A 15,287-nucleotide genomic window follows, 5' to 3' on the forward strand; every position below is an offset into this window, starting at 1 on the left:
GCCAATCCAATCAGAGGCGCGCGACACGACGAAGCCGGGTGATCACCCGCGGCTCCTCCACCGACGCGCGCTGCGCGAGCCGCACGCGCAGGGCGTCGCGCTGCGCGGCGAGCCGCTCGTTGCGGGCGCGCGCACGACCGAGCTGGTCACGCGTGCGGGCCAGCTCGCCGAGGACGGCGTCGAAGGCTGCGGTCAGGCCCGAGCCGGCCCCTCCCGCGAGCATCGGCGAGACCCGACCGCAGCCCGGACGAGCGATCCAGACGACCTCGTGGCGCATCAGCCGGAACCACTCCACGGCGGCCTCGCCGAGCAGCGCGGGCGGCGTGACGCGCATCGTCGCGAGCCCGGCGGCGGAGAAGCGCTCGTCGATGTCGTCGCCGTACCATCGGACGTGGTCGCGCTGCCCGAAGCGGCGCAGGCACTCCTCCGGCGTGGCGGTGAGGTCCTCGTCGGTCTCGACGCCCTCGCGGATCGGCACCTCGAGCAGCGCCAGGCCGCGCGGGCTCAGCACCCGGGCGATCTCGCGCATGGCCGCGGCGTCGTCGGGGACGTGCTCGAGGACGTGGTAGCAGACCAGGAGGTCCACCGAGCCGTCGCGCAGCGGGAGTCGCTCGATGCTGGCCAGCGCGTCGACGGCCCGCGCGTCGTAACCGGCGTCGAGGCTGACCATGCGCCGCGCGCCCAGCCGCTCCAGCAGCGGCGTCGACTGCCGCGACGGCGCGATCTCGACGACGAGGTCGAGGTCGCGCAGCTCGGGCGACAGCACGCCGAGCAGCAGGGAGAGGAAGCGGTGGCGCTCGAGGCTGCGACACCTCGGGCAGGTGGCTCCGGGACGGCCGTCGGGGCCGGACCGCAGCGGGCGGTGGACCACGGCGCCACATGCGGCGCAGTAGCTCCCGGGGACGTCCTCGCGCGGACCGGTCACGTCTCGCAGGCTAGCCGCCTACGGACCCCCGTGGCGGCGCCGCGCCGAGCCGGTGCGGGGTGCGGCTCAGACGCGCGACTCGGAGTCCTCGAGCGTCGGCAGGGCGTCGACGCCCTTGCGCATCGCCTCGCCCAGCTGGGGCGCGACGGGCAGCTCCTGGCCGCGGTGGGGGTAGGCGACGTAGGCGACGACGGCGCCGGCGACGAGGACGCCGAGGGTCATCATGACGATGATCGCGAGCATGGGGTTTCCTCCCGAGGTGGCCGAGCGGTCGTCTCCAACATGACACAGCCCCGGGGCGAGCGGCGCATCGCCGGCCGCCGCCGGGCGCGTCGGGGTGAGGAGCCTCACCCCTCCGGGCGGAGCAGGGCTACGACGGCCTCCCGCACGACGTCGGGGATCGGTGTCACCGGCCGGTCACCGGCTCCGCGGGAGTTGTCGACGTAGACGTGGACGAAACGACCCTCGGCCGCGGCCTCGTCGGACGGCCCCTGGAACAGGCCGATGCGGTAGATGACCGAGCTGGTGCCGACCTTGTCGACGACGAGGCCCATCTCGATCGGCTCGGGGAAGCCGACCTCGCGGAAGTAGCGGCAGCTCGTCTCGGCCACGACGCCGATCTGCGGCAGCGCGCGTACGTCGACGCCGGTCGCCTCGTAGAGGTGGGCGTTGACCGCGGTGTCGAACAGCTCGTAGTAGGTCGCGTTGTTGAGGTGGCCGTAGGCGTCGTCGTCGCGCCAGCGGGTCGTCGCGGTGCGCCACGCGACGTAGTCGGCGCGGGTCGGCCGGCGGGCGCTTCGAGGGGTCTCGGACACGCGCCTCACCCTAGACGGCGCTGTCGTACGCCGCGGGTGCGGGAGCTTCCAGATCGAAGCTGGAGCCTCGCCCCCGAAGCTTCGCGGGTGAGGCTCCAGTTTCCCCGGATATCCGGGGAACGCGACCGCCAGCCGTCAGGCGGGCGCCGCGTCGCGCAGCCGCTGGCTGATGACCGCCGAGACCCCGTCGCCGCGCATCGTGACGCCGTAGAGCGCGTCGCCGACCTCCATGGTGCGCTTCTGATGGGTGATGACGAGCAGCTGGGAGTTCTCGCGCAGCTCCTCGTAGATCTGGAGCAGACGGCCCAGGTTGGTGTCGTCGAGCGCGGCCTCGACCTCGTCGAGGATGTAGAACGGCGAGGGCCGGGCCTTGAAGAGCGACACCAGGAACGCCACCGCGACCAGCGACCGCTCGCCGCCCGACAGCAGCGACAGCCGCTTGACCTTCTTGCCCGCGGGCCGGGCCTCGACCTCGATCCCGGTGTTGAGCATGTCGTCGGGGTCGGTGAGGACGAGTCGGCCCTCGCCTCCGGGGAAGAGCCGGGCGAAGGTCGAGTCGAAGGCCTTCTCCACGTCGGCGTAGGCCTCGGTGAAGACCTGCTCGACCCGGGCGTCGACCTCGCGCACGATGTCGAGGAGGTCCTTGCGGGTGCGCTTGAGGTCCTCGAGCTGCTCGGTGAGGAACTTGTGGCGCTCCTCCATCGCGGAGAACTCCTCCAGCGCGAGCGGGTTGACCCGCCCGAGCATCGAGAGCGCCCGCTCCGCCGAGCGCAGCCGCTTGACCTGCTCCTCGCGCACGAACGGCACGGGCTCCGGAGGCTCCTCGCCGTCGGCCACCTGCCCGGAGAAGGGCACGGCGGTGGTCGGGCCGTAGTCGGCGACCAGTCCGTCGGGGTCCATGCCGAGCTCCTCCAGCGCTCGCTCCTCGAGCTGCTGGATGCGCATCTTCTGCTGGGTGCGGGCCATCTCGTCGCGGTGCACCGAGCTCACGAGCTCGTCGTGCTCGCGGCCGAGGTCGCGCAGCCGGGTGCGCACGGTCATGAGCTGCTCCTCGCTCCCCCGGCGCGACTCCTCCACCGCGGCGCGCTCGTCGGCGGCGAGCATCACGGACCGCTCGAGCTGGTGCAGGACCACGCGTACGGCGACGGCGACGGCCTGGGCGGCGCGGCCCTCGCGGATCAGCCGCTCACGACGCTCGGCCGCCCGGGCGCGCGAGTCGCGCTCGGCCTGCGCCGCGCGCAGCAGCGAGTCGGCGCGACCGTGCAGCGCGCGGGCACGCTCCTCGGCGGTGCGCAGGGCCAGCCGGGCGTCCATCTCGCCCTGGCGGGCGGTGCGGGCCGCCTCGGCGAGGCGCTCGCGCTCGGCGGTGTCGGGCTCCTCCTCGGTGACGTCCTCGGCCGCGGCGAGACGGGCCTGGAGGTCGGCGAGGCCGGCCAGGTCGCGCTCCCGGGCCTCGCGGGCCGTGGTGATCGCCCGCTCGAGCCGGTCGGCCTCGCCCTTGGCGGCCCTTGCCTGGGAGCCGTACTGCCCCAGCTCCTCGGCCACCGCGGCGAGCGTCGCGTCGGACTCGTGCAGCTGGGCGAGCGCCACGTCGACGCGCTTGAGCGCCTCGTGGCGGACCCCCTCCAGGCGCGAGATCTCGAAGCCCAGCCGCTCGGTGGTCGCGGTCGCCTCGGCGAGCAGCGTGGTGGCCTCGTCGACCGCGGCCTGCACCTCGATGAGGCTGGGCTGGCTCGACGACCCGCCGGCGGCGAAGTGGGCGCCGAGGAGGTCGCCCTCGCGCGTCACCGCGACCACGTCGGGGAGCTGCTCGACCAGACGACGGGCGGCGGCGAGGTCGTCGACGACGGCGACCTTGTGCAGCAGCCGCACCAGCGCCGGGCGTACGCCGTCGGGCGCGGTGACCACGTCGACGGCGTACGTCGACCCGGCGGGCAGCGCCGGCCAGTCACGGTCGTCGAGGGGCGCGCCACCGAGCAGCAGGCCGGCGCGGCCGAGGTCGTCGTCCTTGAGGTGGGTGATCGCCGAGATCGCGGCGGCGGTGTCGTCGACCACGACGGCGTCGGCGGCCGTGCCGAGGGCGGCCGCGACGGCGGTCTCGTAGCCGTGGTCGACGTCGAGCAGCGCGGCGACCGAGCCGAGCAGGCCGTCGACGCTGTCGGTCGCGGCGAGCAGCGCCCCGGCCCCGTCCTTGCGGTTGAGCCCGATCTCCAGCGCGTCGCGGCGGGCGGTGAGGCCGGCACGCTCGCGGTCGGCCTGCTGGGCGTCCTCGCGGGCGCGCGCCAGCTGCTCGTCGACGTCGTCGAGCGCGGCGACCGCGTCCTCGTGCTCGGAGTCGAGGCCCTCCTCGCCCGCGTCGAGGCCAGCGACCCGGGTCTCGAGGGCGGTGAAGTCGCGCTGGGCGCGCTCGGCGCGGGCGGCGGCCTCCTCACGGGCCTCGGTGAGCCGCTGGATCTCGGCGTCGGCGGCCTCCGCGCGCGATGTCAGGGCGTTGACCTGGCCGGTGAGCCGGGCCAGTCCCTCGCGGCGGTCCGCGGCTGCCCGCTGGAGCCCGGCGATGCGCTTGTCCTCGGCAGCCGACGCCTCCTCGGCGTCGCGCTTGGCCGCGACCGCTGCCTCGAGGGCGGTGCGCTGCGCCTGCACCTGCTCGGCGATCTCGGCCTCCTGCCGGCGTACGCGCTCGGCCTGGGCCTCGAGGTCGTCGGGGTCGCGACCGGAGTCGACGGTGTCACCCTCGGCCGCACCGGCCGCGTTGCGGATGCGCTCGTCGGCGAGCGAGGCGGTGCCGCGCAGGCGCTCCTTGAGCCCCGACAGCGCGAACCACGTCTCCTGCGCGGCCGCCAGCCTCGGCAGGTCGTCTCGCAGCGTGGCCTCGAGCCGGGCCTCCTGCTCGCGACCAGCGGCGACCTGGGCCTCGACCTCCTCGCGGCGCTCGAGGAGAACGGACTCGTCGGCGAGCTCGGTCTCGAGCGCGGTTCGGGCGGTGACGAGGTCGTCGGCGAGCAGGCGGGCACGGGCGTCGCGCACGTCGGCCTGCACGGTCTGCGCCTGGCGGGCGACCTCGGCCTGCCGGCCCAGCGGCTTGAGCTGGCGCCGGATCTCGGAGAGCAGGTCGGCGAGGCGGGTGAGGTTGCCGTCGGTGGCGTCGAGCTTGCGGAGCGCCTTCTCCTTGCGCTTGCGGTGCTTGAGGACGCCCGCGGCCTCCTCGATGAACCCGCGGCGGTCCTCCGGCGTCGCGTGCAGGATCGAGTCGAGCTGGCCCTGCCCGACGATCACGTGCATCTCGCGGCCGATGCCGGAGTCGCTGAGCAGCTCCTGGACGTCGAGCAGGCGGCACGAGCTGCCGTTGATGGCGTACTCCGAGCCGCCGTTGCGGAACATGGTGCGGCTGATGGTGACCTCGGCGTAGTCGATCGGCAGCGCGCCGTCGGAGTTGTCGATGGTCAGCTGCACCTCGGCGCGGCCCAGCGGCGGCCGGCCCGACGTGCCGGCGAAGATGACGTCCTCCATCTTGCCGCCGCGCAGGCTCTTGGCGCCCTGCTCGCCCATCACCCACGCGAGGGCGTCGACGACGTTGGACTTGCCGGAGCCGTTGGGGCCGACGATGCAGGTGATGCCCGGCTCGAGCTGCATGGTCGTCGAGGACGCGAAGGACTTGAACCCCTTGAGGGTCAGGCTCTTCAGGTACACCGCGTGCTCCTCACCGAACGGGCCACTGAGGACTGGGCAGGCTCAGCGCGGCTCACCCTACGACACGCGGGCGCCCGCGGAGCGCCGGTCGTCCGGTGCCTCAGGCGTGGCGTCGACGCCGGTGCAGCAGGAGTGCGAGCACCGCACTCGCACCGACCAGCACGCCGGGAGCCACGGCGACGCTCATCGGCGCCTGGACCGACGGCACGGTGCCGATCCCGTCGCCGGGCACGTCGACGACGTAGACGTCGAGCCCGCGCACCAGGTCCACGGAGTAGACGAGGTTGGTGCGCTGGGAGGTCGCCACGCCCTTGCGGTTGTAGACCGGCGCCCACATCGAGTCCCACACCTCCGAGGCGCCCCAGGTCGCGTAGCCGTGGCTCACCGGCGCTGTCGGGTCCGTGACGTCGATGAGCTGGGTGCCACCGCCGTAGAAGCCGACCGCCACGATCCCGCTGGGGTGGTAGTCGAACCAGTGCGAGGAGCAGAAGGCGCCTGCGGGGATCGGGTAGGTCCCGAGGTCGGCGAGCTCGACCTTGGCGAGCGGGACGATGGAGCCGTCCGAGCCGTCGAGGCGCTTGACGTGCCACGTCTGGAACGAGCCCGCGGTGGAGCAGTCCGGGTCCTCGTAGTCCTCCTCGGTGACCAGCAGGATGTTCCCGTTGGCCAGTGACGGCGGCGCGTCGGGGCGGAACGCCGTCGCGTTGGGCCGGAAGCTGTTGTGGTGGATGAAGTCGTTGAAGTGGTTGACCGACCCCTCGCGGGCGGTGTCCCCAGCGGCACCGGTGCTGGCCACCTCGACCGGGTGCAGCGGGTCGCGCACGTCGTAGATGTACGACCCGCCCGCGCCCGTGTGGGTGGCGTAGCCGGCCGCGTCGACGTTCCACTTGTGGCCGCCCCAGCCGACGGCGTCGGAGCGGAACGGCTGGGTGCCGGGCGCCGCCGGGTCGCTGTCGACCTCGACCGGGTGGTCGAGGTCGGTGAGGTCGAGGATGGAGAAGCTGCCCTGGCCCGGCACCTCGGAGTCGTCCCCGGCCGAGTAGGCGTAGCGGCAGTCGGTGCCATCGATGCAGGTGACGGTGTGCGTGCTCGTGGTGGCCTTCACCCGCGAGCGCACGTGGGGCGAGGTGGGGTCGGTGACGTCGACGATGACCAGCTCGTAGTCACCGGTGACGGGGTCGTTGACGTGCTCGAGGTCGTCGGGGGACGCCTGGTAGAGGTCGACCCCGATGAGGGCGAAGCGGTCGGTGCGGTCGCGGGAGACCTTGCGCTCGCCGCAGTTCATCGCCTCGTTCTCGAACTGCCCGCTCGGCATCGAGCCGACCTCGCGCGGCGCCACCGGGTCGCTGACGTCGAAGACGGTGACGTCGTCGAGGCCCGACATCACGAAGTAGGGCGCGGAGTGCAGGAAGCAGCCCGACACGCCCGCGCTGCCCGGGCGCACGGCGGCGAGCCGGACGTTGGGCGAGCTGACGAAGGGCACCGCGAGCCCGGCGTCGTACGTCTGGGCCATCCGCTCGGCACGGTCGCGGTCGCCGTGGGCATGGGCTGCCCCGCCCAGGGCCACGGGAGCCAGGGACAGGACGCCGACGGTCAGCAGCCGGACGGAGGTGGCGAGTCGCATGCACCCCTCAACGAGCGGTGGTGACGACGGTTACAGCTCGCGCCTCATCTGCTGCGCGGTGACGGCGTAGCCGGACGTCTCGTAGATCCGGATCGCGGTGCGGTTGTCGCCGAAGACGTTGAGCGCCATCGACGTGGCACCGAGGTCACGGGCGGCAGCGTGCAGGGCGTCGAGCAGCCCGCGTCCCAGGCCCCGACCGCGGTGGTCGGCGTCGACGCTGATGTCGTAGATCCAGGCCGAGAGGCCGGACGCGCGCCGCCGCAGCTCGATCCAGCCGATGCCGACCGCCTCGTCGTCTACCACCGCGGTCCACAGGTGCATGTTCGCGCTGGCGAGGCCGTCGGGAAGCAGCTCGGCGAACTCCCCCGCCGACTGCGCCGCCGCGGACTCGGGGTCGAGGTCGCGTGACGTCGCGATCTCGGCGGCGTAGCCCCGCACCGACTGCTCGCGCCAGGCGTCGTACTCGTCGGCGGTCATCGGCCGCAGGCGCACCTCAGCCACGGCCGAGCACGTCCTCGAGCGCGGCCAGCACGAGCAGCACGGCGTCGGGCCGGGCGTTGTGGCCCATCAGGCCGATCCGCCACACGCTGGAGGCGTACGCCCCGGCGCCGGCGCCGATCTCGATGCCGTGTCGCTCCAGCAGCTCGCGCCGCACAGCGGCGGAGTCCACCCCGTCGGGCACCTTGACGGTGGTCAGCTCCGGCAGCCGGCTGCCCTCGGCGGCGAACAGCTCGAGTCCCATGTCCTGCAGCCCGGCGTGCAGCGCGTCGCCGGCCGCCTGGTGCCGCGCCCAGACCGCGTCGAGGCCCTCCTCGAGGATCCGAGTGAGGCCGCCGTGGAGGCTGGCGACCATCGCGGTCGGGGCCGTGTGGTGGTAGGTCCGCTGCGCGCCCGTCACGCCGGCCTCGCCGACGTAGCCGCCGAGCATGCCGAGGTCGAGGTACCACGAGCGCGGCTTCTCGACGCGGCGCTCGAAGGCGCGGTCGTTGATGGTGAAGGGCGCGAGCCCGGGCGCGACTCCGAGGCACTTCTGGGTGCCGGCGTAGCCGATGTCGACGCCCCAGTCGTCGGCGCGCAGCTCGATGCCGGCGATCGAGGTGACCGCGTCGGTCAGCAGCAGCGCGTGGCCCTTGCCGGCGCCGAGTGCAGCGATGTCGGACCGCACGCCGGTCGAGGTCTCGGCGTGGACGGCGGCGATGATCGCCGGGGACGGGTGGGCGGCGAGCACGCGGTCGACGTCGACCGGCTGTCCCCACTCGTGCTCGACGGCGACGACCTCCGCGCCGCACCGCGCGGCCACGTCGGTCATCCGCTGGCCGAAGAGCCCGTTGACCGCGACCACGACGACGTCGCCCGGGTGGACGGTGTTGACGAACGCCGCCTCCATGCCCGCCGACCCGGTCGCGCTGAGCGGCAGCGTGCGGGCGTTGGAGGTGCCCCAGACGGTGCGCAGCATGTCGCAGGTCTCGTCCATGATCCGGAGGAACTCCGGGTCGAGGTGGCCGAGCAGCGGGTCGGCCAGGGCGCGGGTGGCCTCGGGGTAGGGGTTGGACGGGCCGGGACCGAAGAGGTGGCGCTCGCGGATCATGCCGTCGAACCTAACCAACCCGGCCGCATCACAGCACCGCCCCGGGGTTGAGGATGCCCTGCGGGTCGAGCGCGTCCTTGACCCGCCGGGTCAGCTCCATCACGTCCTCGCCGAGCTGGGCGGGCAGCGCCGACTTCTTGGTGCGCCCCACGCCGTGCTCGCCGGTGATGGTGCCGTCGAGCGCGATCGCGGTGTGCATGATCTCGTCGAAGGCGGCCAGTGCGCGCACCTTGGCGTCGTCGTCGCCGCGCGGCACCACGACCAACGGGTGGGTGTTGCCGTCGCCGGCGTGCGCCACCACGGGGATGAGGAGGTCGTGGCGCTCGGCGATCGCGGCGACCGCGGCCACGAGCTCGGGCAGGCGCGGCACCGGGACCCCGACGTCCTCGAGCATCAGCTCACCGAGCACCTCGACGGCGGGGATCACCATCCGGCGCGCCTGCACGAACTGCTCGCCCTCCTCGACGTCGTCGGTGACGAAGACGTCCGTCGCGCCCGACGCCTCGCACGCGGCCTGCATGGCGGCCACCTCGACGGTGCACGCGGTCCCGGGTGCGTCGCTCTGCGCCACCAGCAGCGCCCCGGCGTCGGTGTCGAGGCCCATCGGCCGGTGGGCCTCGACCGCCCGGATCGACGGGTTGTCCATCAGCTCGAGCATCGAGGGGCGCAGCGAGCGACGGATCGCGACCACCGCCTCCGCGGCCGCGGTCATCGTCGGGAAGGCCGCGACGAGCGTCGCCCCGACGACCTGCGCCGGCACCAGGCGCATCACGGCGCGGGTGACGATGCCGAGGGTGCCCTCGCTGCCGACGAAGAGCTTGAGGAGCGACAGCCCGGCGACGTCCTTGATGCGCGTGCCGCCGAGCGTCACCAGCGTGCCGTCGGCGAGCACGACGTCGAGGCCGAGGACGTAGTCGGTGGTCACGCCGTACTTCACGCAGCACAGGCCGCCGGCGTTGGTGGCGACGTTCCCGCCGATGGAGCAGATCTCGTAGGACGACGGGTCGGGTGGGTACCAGAGCCCGTGCTCGGCGGCCGCAGCCTTGACGTCCTTGTTGAGCGCCCCCGGCTCGACCAACGCCACCTGGGTGAACGGGTCGACCTCGACCGCGGTCATCCGCTCGAGGCTGAGCACGATCCCGCCGTCGAGCGCGCTCGCGCCGCCGGAGAGCCCGGTGCCCGCACCGCGCGGCACGACCGGTACGCCGTGCCGCGCGGCCCAGCGCACGGTCGCCTGCACCTGGGCAGCGTCCTCGGCGCGCACCACCGCGAGCGGCGTACCGGCGTGGGGGTCCTGGGAGCGGTCCCAGCGGTACTTCTCCACGCGGTCGGCATCGACGACCACCACTCCGTCGGGCAGCGAGCCGACGAGCTCGGCGAGGGCCTCCATGTGCCCATGCAACCACCCCGGCGGCAGCGACGGGCCGATCAGTCGTCGACCGACACCGTCTCGTCGGCGTGCGCGATGTGCGCGAGCGAGCGCCACACCAGCGCGAGCGTGAGGCCGGCACCGACGAAGGCGAACCACCACGGCGCGGTCAGCCCGCCCACCCGCGCCAGGGCGCCGCCCAGGACCGACCCGACGAGCATGCCGCCCATCACGCAGATCATGTAGACCGACCCGACCCGGCCCTGCAGCTCGCTCGGCACCGCGCGCTGGCGCACGGCCTGGGAGAGCGTGCCCCACACGAACGCGTAGGCGCCGAAGAAGAACATCAGCGGGTACGCCGTCCACGGCGAGGTGGTGAGCGCCATCGCGAGGTGGAAGAGCACCTCGGCCAGCAGCACCGCGCGCATCAGCGTCGCCAGCGGCACCGCCTTCTCCAGGCGGCCGTAGGCGAAGGTGCCCAGCAGGCCACCGAGCGCGGCCGCGGTGGTCAGGAGACCGAAGCCCGCCTCGTCGATGCCCACGCGGTCGAGCGCCCACAGCACCAGCACCGACCAGGGCGCCGCCCAGGTGATGTTGAAGACGACGATGATGATCGCCAGCGTGCGCACGGGCGGGTTGCCCATCAGCCACCGCACGCCGTCGGCGATGTCCTGGCGCACGTGCGTGTCGACGTGGCCGCGCACCGCGCCGGGCGCGGTGCCGATGCGGGAGACGAGCACGACACCCACCGCGATGCAGACGACCGTCACCGCGAACGGCCACGCCATCCCGACCGAGAACAGCAGCGCACCCACCGCTGGACCGACGAGCTGGTTGCCGGTGATCATGCCCGTCATCAGCCGCGAGTTGGCCAGGCCGAGGTCGGACTTCTGCACCAGCATCGGTGTCAGCGTGCCGGCGGTGGCGTCCACGAACGTCTCGGCGGTGCCGAGCGCGAACATCGCGACGAGGACGATCGCGATGTCGACGTGGCCGGTGGCCACGACCGTGCACAGCCCGGCCAGGACGAGGCCGCGCACGCTGTTGGCGACCATCATCACCAGCCGCCGGTCGAGCCGGTCGGCGTACGCCCCGGCGAAGAGGCCGAAGAGCAGCCACGGCAGCTGCAGGAACAGCATCGCCGCCGAGACCAGGATCGGGTTGCGGGTCTGCGAGGCGACGAGGAGCGGGCCGGCCGCGATGAGCATCCCGTCGCCGAGGTTGGTCACCCACGACGAGCCGACGAGCCAGCGGAACCCCGTGCCGAGCCGCGCCGGGAAGACGGTCTCGACGAGGGCGCTCACAAGCACCTGAGCCTAGGCGCGCCGGTGTGCCCGCGCAGCCGAATATCAGGCAGGCTGCAGGCGCTCGACGGCTCGCTGCTCGTCGCGCGCGGCGGCCGCCAGACGGTCGTTGTCGGCCTGCAGGCGCAGGACCAGCGCCTCGAGGTCCTCGACGCGGCGGCGGAGCCGGCGGTTCTCGACGGCCAGGACCGCGGTGGTCCGGACGTCGTCGTGCACATGACCCATCAGCGCCTTGGCCATGGAGAGCCTTTCGACAGGGAGAGCGGCCGCGAGAACCGGCCGCCTCCAAGAGTCCCACCGCGGTGGCGGCGGGTCAACGCCTCAGCCCCTCAGCGCCGGCTGCGCGGCGGGCGCTGGCAGGTCGGGCAGAAGTAGGACGAGCGGTTCATGAAGGCGACCCGGCGGATCGGGGTGCCGCAGCGCCGGCACGGCTCGCCCTCCTGGCCGTAGGCGTCGAGCGAGCGGTCGAAGTAGCCGGACTCGCCGTTGACGTTGACGTAGAGCGCGTCGAAGGACGTGCCGCCCTGGGCCAGCGCCTCCCCCATCACCGCGCGGACGTGGCCGAGCAGCTCGCGCAGCACCGGGCCGGTCAGCCGGTCACCGGGACGCTCACCGTGCAACTTCGCGCGCCACAACGCCTCGTCGGCATAGATGTTGCCGACCCCGGAGATCAGGCCCTGGTCGAGCAGCAGCCGCTTGATCGCGGACGTACGCCGTCGCGCCCGCCGCACGAACTCGGCGTCGTTGAACTCCGGGTCGATCGGGTCGCGCGCGATGTGGACGATCTCGGTCGGCAGGTCGGCACCGCCCTCGGAGACGACGAGACCCCCGAACATGCGCTGGTCGACGAAGCGCATCTCGAGGGGCCGACCCTCACGGTCGGTCAGGGTGAAGCGCACCCGCAGGTGGCGCTCATCGGGCGCGCCCGGCTCGTGGAGGAGCATCTGCCCGCTCATGCCGAGGTGGCCGAGCAGCGCGTCGCCGCCCGCCAGGGCGAGCCAGAAGTACTTGCCGCGGCGGCGCACGGCCTCGATGCGCCGACCGACGAGCGCGGCGACGAAGCCGGTCGAGCCGCGTGCGTCACGGCGTACGGGCCGGGGGTGCAGCACCTCGACGGCCTCGATGGTGGCGCCGACGACGTGGCGCTCGAGGCCGGCGCGGACGACCTCGACCTCGGGGAGCTCGGGCACGGCTCAGGCGTCGGCGGTGCTGGCGGCGTCCGCCGGTGCGACGGCGGCGTCCACGGTCGGGCGCTCGGCCTCGATCTCGCCGTAGGCCGTCTCGGCGGCGCCCTGCTCGGCCTCCTTCTTGGAGCGGCCGGTGCCGTGGCCGAGGACCCGGTCACCGACGCGGACGCGCGCGACGAAGGTCTTCATGTGGTCGGGGCCGTCGTCCTCGATGAGGTATTCAGGCACGCCGAGGCCCAGGTCGGCGGAGAGCTCCTGCAGGGAGGTCTTCCAGTCCAGGCCGGCGCCCATCGAGGCCGCGGCCTCCATGACGGGGTCGAAGAGGCGGTGCACGACCTCGGCGGCCTCGGTGATGCCGCCGCTGAGGTGGATCGCCCCGATCACGGCCTCGACCGTGTCGGAGAGGATCGACGCCTTGTCGCGACCGCCCGTGGTCTCCTCGCCGCGGCCCAGCATGATGTGCTGGCCGAGGCCGATCTCGCGGGCCACGTCGGCCAGCGCGCGGGCGTTGACGACCGCGGCGCGCAGCTTGGCCAGCCGGCCCTCGGAGAAGTCCGGGTGGGCGCGGTAGAGCGTCTCGGTGACCACGACCCCGAGCACGGAGTCCCCGAGGAACTCCAGGCGCTCGTTGGTCGGGATCTGCCCGTTCTCGTAGGCGAACGAGCGGTGGGTCAGGGCGCGCTGCAGCAGCTCGGGATCCAGGACCGGATCACCGAGCGCTGCGCGGAGCTCGTCAGTGCTCAGCGGGTGTCGCTCAGAGGACCTGGCGACGGTCGGCCCGGGCGCCGTACTGGCCGCACTGGCCGCACGCGCGGTGCGGGAGGTGCTTGGCACCGCAGGCGGGGTTGGCGCACGTGACGAGGGACGGCGCGACGGCCTTCCACTGCGAACGGCGGTGACGCGTGTTGCTGCGCGACATCTTCCGCTTCGGAACAGCCATGGTGTGTCTCCTACTTACGTCGGCTTGCTTGGCTTGCGTGATCCACTCGGGGATTCCCGGTGGAGTCAGTCCTGGGTGTCCTGCTGGAGGTCTTGCAGTCCTGCCCAGCGCGGGTCGATCGGCGCGTCGTGCGCGTGGTCGGGGTCGTCCGCGAGCCGCGCACCACACTCGGTGCACAACCCGGGGCAATCCTCCATGCACAGCGGCTGGAACGGCAGTGCGAGCACCACCGCGTCCCGCAGCAGGGGCTCGAGGTCGATCAGGTCGTCCTCGAGCCGGCTGGTCTCGTCGTCGAGGTCGCGGTCGTCGTGCTCCGCGGCCCTGTCGTGCTGGTCGGGGTAGACGTACAGCTCCTGCAACCGCGCGTGGATCTCGTCCTCGATCGGCTCCAGGCACCGCACGCACTCCCCCGCGAGCGCGGCCGTGGCCGTGCCCGTGAGCAGCACGCCCTCCATGACCGCCTCGAGCCGCAGGTCGAGTTCGACCGGCGAGCCTTCGGGGACAGCGAGGACTTCGATACCTAGTTCTGCCGGCGCCGGAACCGTGAGCTCGACTTCACGCTGGGACCCCGGGCGGCGGCCGAGCTCGCGGGTGTCAAGCACGAGCGGCGCCCTCGGGTCCAGGCTGGTCAAGACGAACTCCCACTTCTGGACGCAGACACAACCGGAGAATCGTATCCGTCACGGTGTGGCGGGGCAAAACGGCCTCGCGCGGACGACCGCTCAGGCGTGCCGCTCGCGGAGCCGGGCCACCAGCTGGTCGTGCACCGCCTCGGGCACCAGCCCGCGTACGTCACCCCCGAGCGCGGCGACCTCCTTGATCAGGCTGGAGGAGACGAACGCGTTGCCGACCGCGCCGGGGAGGAACACGGTCTCGACGTCGGTGAGGTGCGAGTTCATCTGGGCCATCGGCAGCTCGTACTCGTAGTCGACGGCGCCGCGCAGGCCCTTGACGATCGCCACGGCGTCGATCTGGCGGCAGAAGTCGACGATGAGGCCGTCGAAGCCGGAGACGCGGACGTTGGGGATGCCGGCCGTGGCCTCGGTGAGCATCGCGATGCGCTCGTCGGGGGTGAAGAGCCGGTTCTTGCTCATGTTGACACCGATGGCGACGACGACCTCGTCGAAGAGCCGGGCCGCACGACCGATGATGTCGAGGTGGCCGTTGGTCACCGGGTCGAAGGAGCCGGGGCAGACAGCGCGACGCACGGGCGTCCTTCCTCCTCAGGCGGGTCCGGTCAGGGTGCCGGGGTGGCGTGACCGTACCAAAGCGCCGTCTCGCCGTAGCGCTTCGTCCGGTCCTCCTCGATGCCCTCGGGCCACTGGACCGAGCTCCGCTTGGCGGGCCGCTCGACGATGACCAGCGCCCCGGGAACGAGCCAGCCCTGGGCGACCAGCGCGCCGAGGTCACCCGCGACCTCGGCGTCGGTCATCGGGTAGGGCGGGTCGGAGAAGACCACGTCGTAGGGGGCGGCGGGGGGCGCAGCCAGCACGGAGGCGACGGACGCGGCGATGACGCGGGCGCGGGAGAAGCCCAGCGTGGCGGCGTTGCGGGTGATCAGGGCAGCGGTGCGGCGGTCCTGCTCGACCATCGTCACCACCCCGGCCCCGCGCGACCACGCCTCCAGCCCGACGGCGCCCGAGCCGGCGTAGAGGTCGAGGAAGCGCAGCCCGTCGAGCGAGCCGGTGCGCGACTCGACGGCTGAGAAGAGCGCCTCGCGCACCCGGTCGCTGGTGGGTCGCGTCGTCTGGCCGCGCGGCGTCTCCAGACGCCGGCCGCCAGCCGTTCCCCCGATGATGCGAGTCATCTGCTCGTGATCAGCCTTTCCCCATCCCCTGTCCGCAA

General features: G+C 73.1%; 16 protein-coding genes. All 16 read right to left on the bottom strand.

Annotation, left to right across the window (positions count from 1 at the left end; translation table 11 throughout):
- Positions 1-10 precede the first annotated feature (10 nt).
- Entirely contained in the window at positions 11-925 is a 915-nt protein-coding gene (locus ASG76_RS10580; RefSeq protein ID WP_157559069.1) for a class I SAM-dependent methyltransferase, read from the bottom strand.
- A 66-nt stretch (positions 926-991) separates the two neighbouring features.
- Positions 992-1,168 carry a hypothetical protein gene (locus tag ASG76_RS19095; protein WP_157559070.1) on the bottom strand — a complete coding sequence of 59 codons (177 nt, stop codon included), beginning with the start codon at positions 1,166-1,168 and terminating at the stop codon, positions 992-994.
- Between the two features lie 104 nt (positions 1,169-1,272).
- Positions 1,273-1,740 carry an acyl-CoA thioesterase gene (locus ASG76_RS10585; protein ID WP_056602572.1) on the bottom strand — a complete coding sequence of 156 codons (468 nt, stop codon included), beginning with the start codon at positions 1,738-1,740 and terminating at the stop codon, positions 1,273-1,275.
- Positions 1,741-1,875: 135 nt separating this feature from the next.
- Entirely contained in the window at positions 1,876-5,430 is a 3,555-nt protein-coding gene (gene smc / locus ASG76_RS10590; protein WP_056602574.1) for a chromosome segregation protein SMC, read from the bottom strand.
- Positions 5,431-5,530: 100 nt separating this feature from the next.
- Entirely contained in the window at positions 5,531-7,054 is a 1,524-nt protein-coding gene (locus tag ASG76_RS10595; protein WP_056602577.1) for a hypothetical protein, read from the bottom strand.
- 30 nt (positions 7,055-7,084) lie between these two features.
- Positions 7,085-7,555 (bottom strand): GNAT family N-acetyltransferase, encoded by a 471-nt coding sequence (locus tag ASG76_RS10600; RefSeq protein ID WP_056602579.1) that lies wholly within the window; start codon positions 7,553-7,555, stop codon positions 7,085-7,087.
- Positions 7,548-8,642 carry a pyridoxal-phosphate-dependent aminotransferase family protein gene (locus tag ASG76_RS10605; RefSeq protein WP_056602581.1) on the bottom strand — a complete coding sequence of 365 codons (1,095 nt, stop codon included), beginning with the start codon at positions 8,640-8,642 and terminating at the stop codon, positions 7,548-7,550. Before ASG76_RS10605 ends, ASG76_RS10600 begins: the two co-directional genes overlap by 8 nt.
- A 28-nt stretch (positions 8,643-8,670) precedes the next feature.
- Complete coding sequence (locus ASG76_RS10610; RefSeq protein WP_056602582.1) at positions 8,671-10,032, bottom strand: FAD-binding oxidoreductase; 1,362 nt, start codon at positions 10,030-10,032, stop codon at positions 8,671-8,673.
- A gap of 38 nt (positions 10,033-10,070) precedes the next feature.
- Positions 10,071-11,315 (bottom strand): MFS transporter, encoded by a 1,245-nt coding sequence (locus ASG76_RS10615; RefSeq protein ID WP_082587435.1) that lies wholly within the window; start codon positions 11,313-11,315, stop codon positions 10,071-10,073.
- 45 nt (positions 11,316-11,360) lie between these two features.
- Positions 11,361-11,555 carry a hypothetical protein gene (locus ASG76_RS10620; RefSeq protein WP_056602586.1) on the bottom strand — a complete coding sequence of 65 codons (195 nt, stop codon included), beginning with the start codon at positions 11,553-11,555 and terminating at the stop codon, positions 11,361-11,363.
- An 89-nt stretch (positions 11,556-11,644) separates the two neighbouring features.
- Complete coding sequence (gene mutM / locus ASG76_RS10625) at positions 11,645-12,505, bottom strand: bifunctional DNA-formamidopyrimidine glycosylase/DNA-(apurinic or apyrimidinic site) lyase (RefSeq protein WP_056602588.1); 861 nt, start codon at positions 12,503-12,505, stop codon at positions 11,645-11,647.
- A gap of 3 nt (positions 12,506-12,508) precedes the next feature.
- Positions 12,509-13,246 carry a ribonuclease III gene (rnc, locus tag ASG76_RS10630; RefSeq protein WP_056602863.1) on the bottom strand — a complete coding sequence of 246 codons (738 nt, stop codon included), beginning with the start codon at positions 13,244-13,246 and terminating at the stop codon, positions 12,509-12,511.
- Positions 13,247-13,256: 10 nt separating this feature from the next.
- Positions 13,257-13,442, bottom strand: a complete 186-nt coding sequence (gene rpmF, locus ASG76_RS18785) for a 50S ribosomal protein L32 (RefSeq protein WP_082587437.1) — start codon at positions 13,440-13,442, stop codon at positions 13,257-13,259.
- 65 nt (positions 13,443-13,507) lie between these two features.
- Complete coding sequence (locus tag ASG76_RS10635) at positions 13,508-14,074, bottom strand: YceD family protein (RefSeq protein WP_056602590.1); 567 nt, start codon at positions 14,072-14,074, stop codon at positions 13,508-13,510.
- Between the two features lie 90 nt (positions 14,075-14,164).
- Positions 14,165-14,650 carry a pantetheine-phosphate adenylyltransferase gene (gene coaD / locus ASG76_RS10640; RefSeq protein WP_056602592.1) on the bottom strand — a complete coding sequence of 162 codons (486 nt, stop codon included), beginning with the start codon at positions 14,648-14,650 and terminating at the stop codon, positions 14,165-14,167.
- Between the two features lie 29 nt (positions 14,651-14,679).
- Entirely contained in the window at positions 14,680-15,249 is a 570-nt protein-coding gene (gene rsmD, locus ASG76_RS10645) for a 16S rRNA (guanine(966)-N(2))-methyltransferase RsmD (protein WP_056602594.1), read from the bottom strand.
- Positions 15,250-15,287: the final 38 nt, after the last annotated feature.

Origin of the sequence: Nocardioides sp. Soil774 (assembly GCF_001428125.1) — a bacterium.
In the GTDB taxonomy this organism is placed as follows: Bacteria; Actinomycetota; Actinomycetes; order Propionibacteriales; family Nocardioidaceae; genus Nocardioides.

Coding starts and splice junctions, on each gene's coding strand:
- ASG76_RS19095 (WP_157559070.1), bottom strand. CDS start 1,168: ATGCTCGCGATCATCGTCATGATGACCCTCGGCGTCCTCGTCGCCGGC.
- ASG76_RS10595 (WP_056602577.1), bottom strand. CDS start 7,054: ATGCGACTCGCCACCTCCGTCCGGCTGCTGACCGTCGGCGTCCTGTCC.
- ASG76_RS10605 (WP_056602581.1), bottom strand. CDS start 8,642: ATGATCCGCGAGCGCCACCTCTTCGGTCCCGGCCCGTCCAACCCCTAC.
- ASG76_RS10610 (WP_056602582.1), bottom strand. CDS start 10,032: ATGGAGGCCCTCGCCGAGCTCGTCGGCTCGCTGCCCGACGGAGTGGTG.
- ASG76_RS10620 (WP_056602586.1), bottom strand. CDS start 11,555: ATGGCCAAGGCGCTGATGGGTCATGTGCACGACGACGTCCGGACCACC.
- rpmF (WP_082587437.1), bottom strand. CDS start 13,442: ATGGCTGTTCCGAAGCGGAAGATGTCGCGCAGCAACACGCGTCACCGC.
- rsmD (WP_056602594.1), bottom strand. CDS start 15,249: ATGACTCGCATCATCGGGGGAACGGCTGGCGGCCGGCGTCTGGAGACG.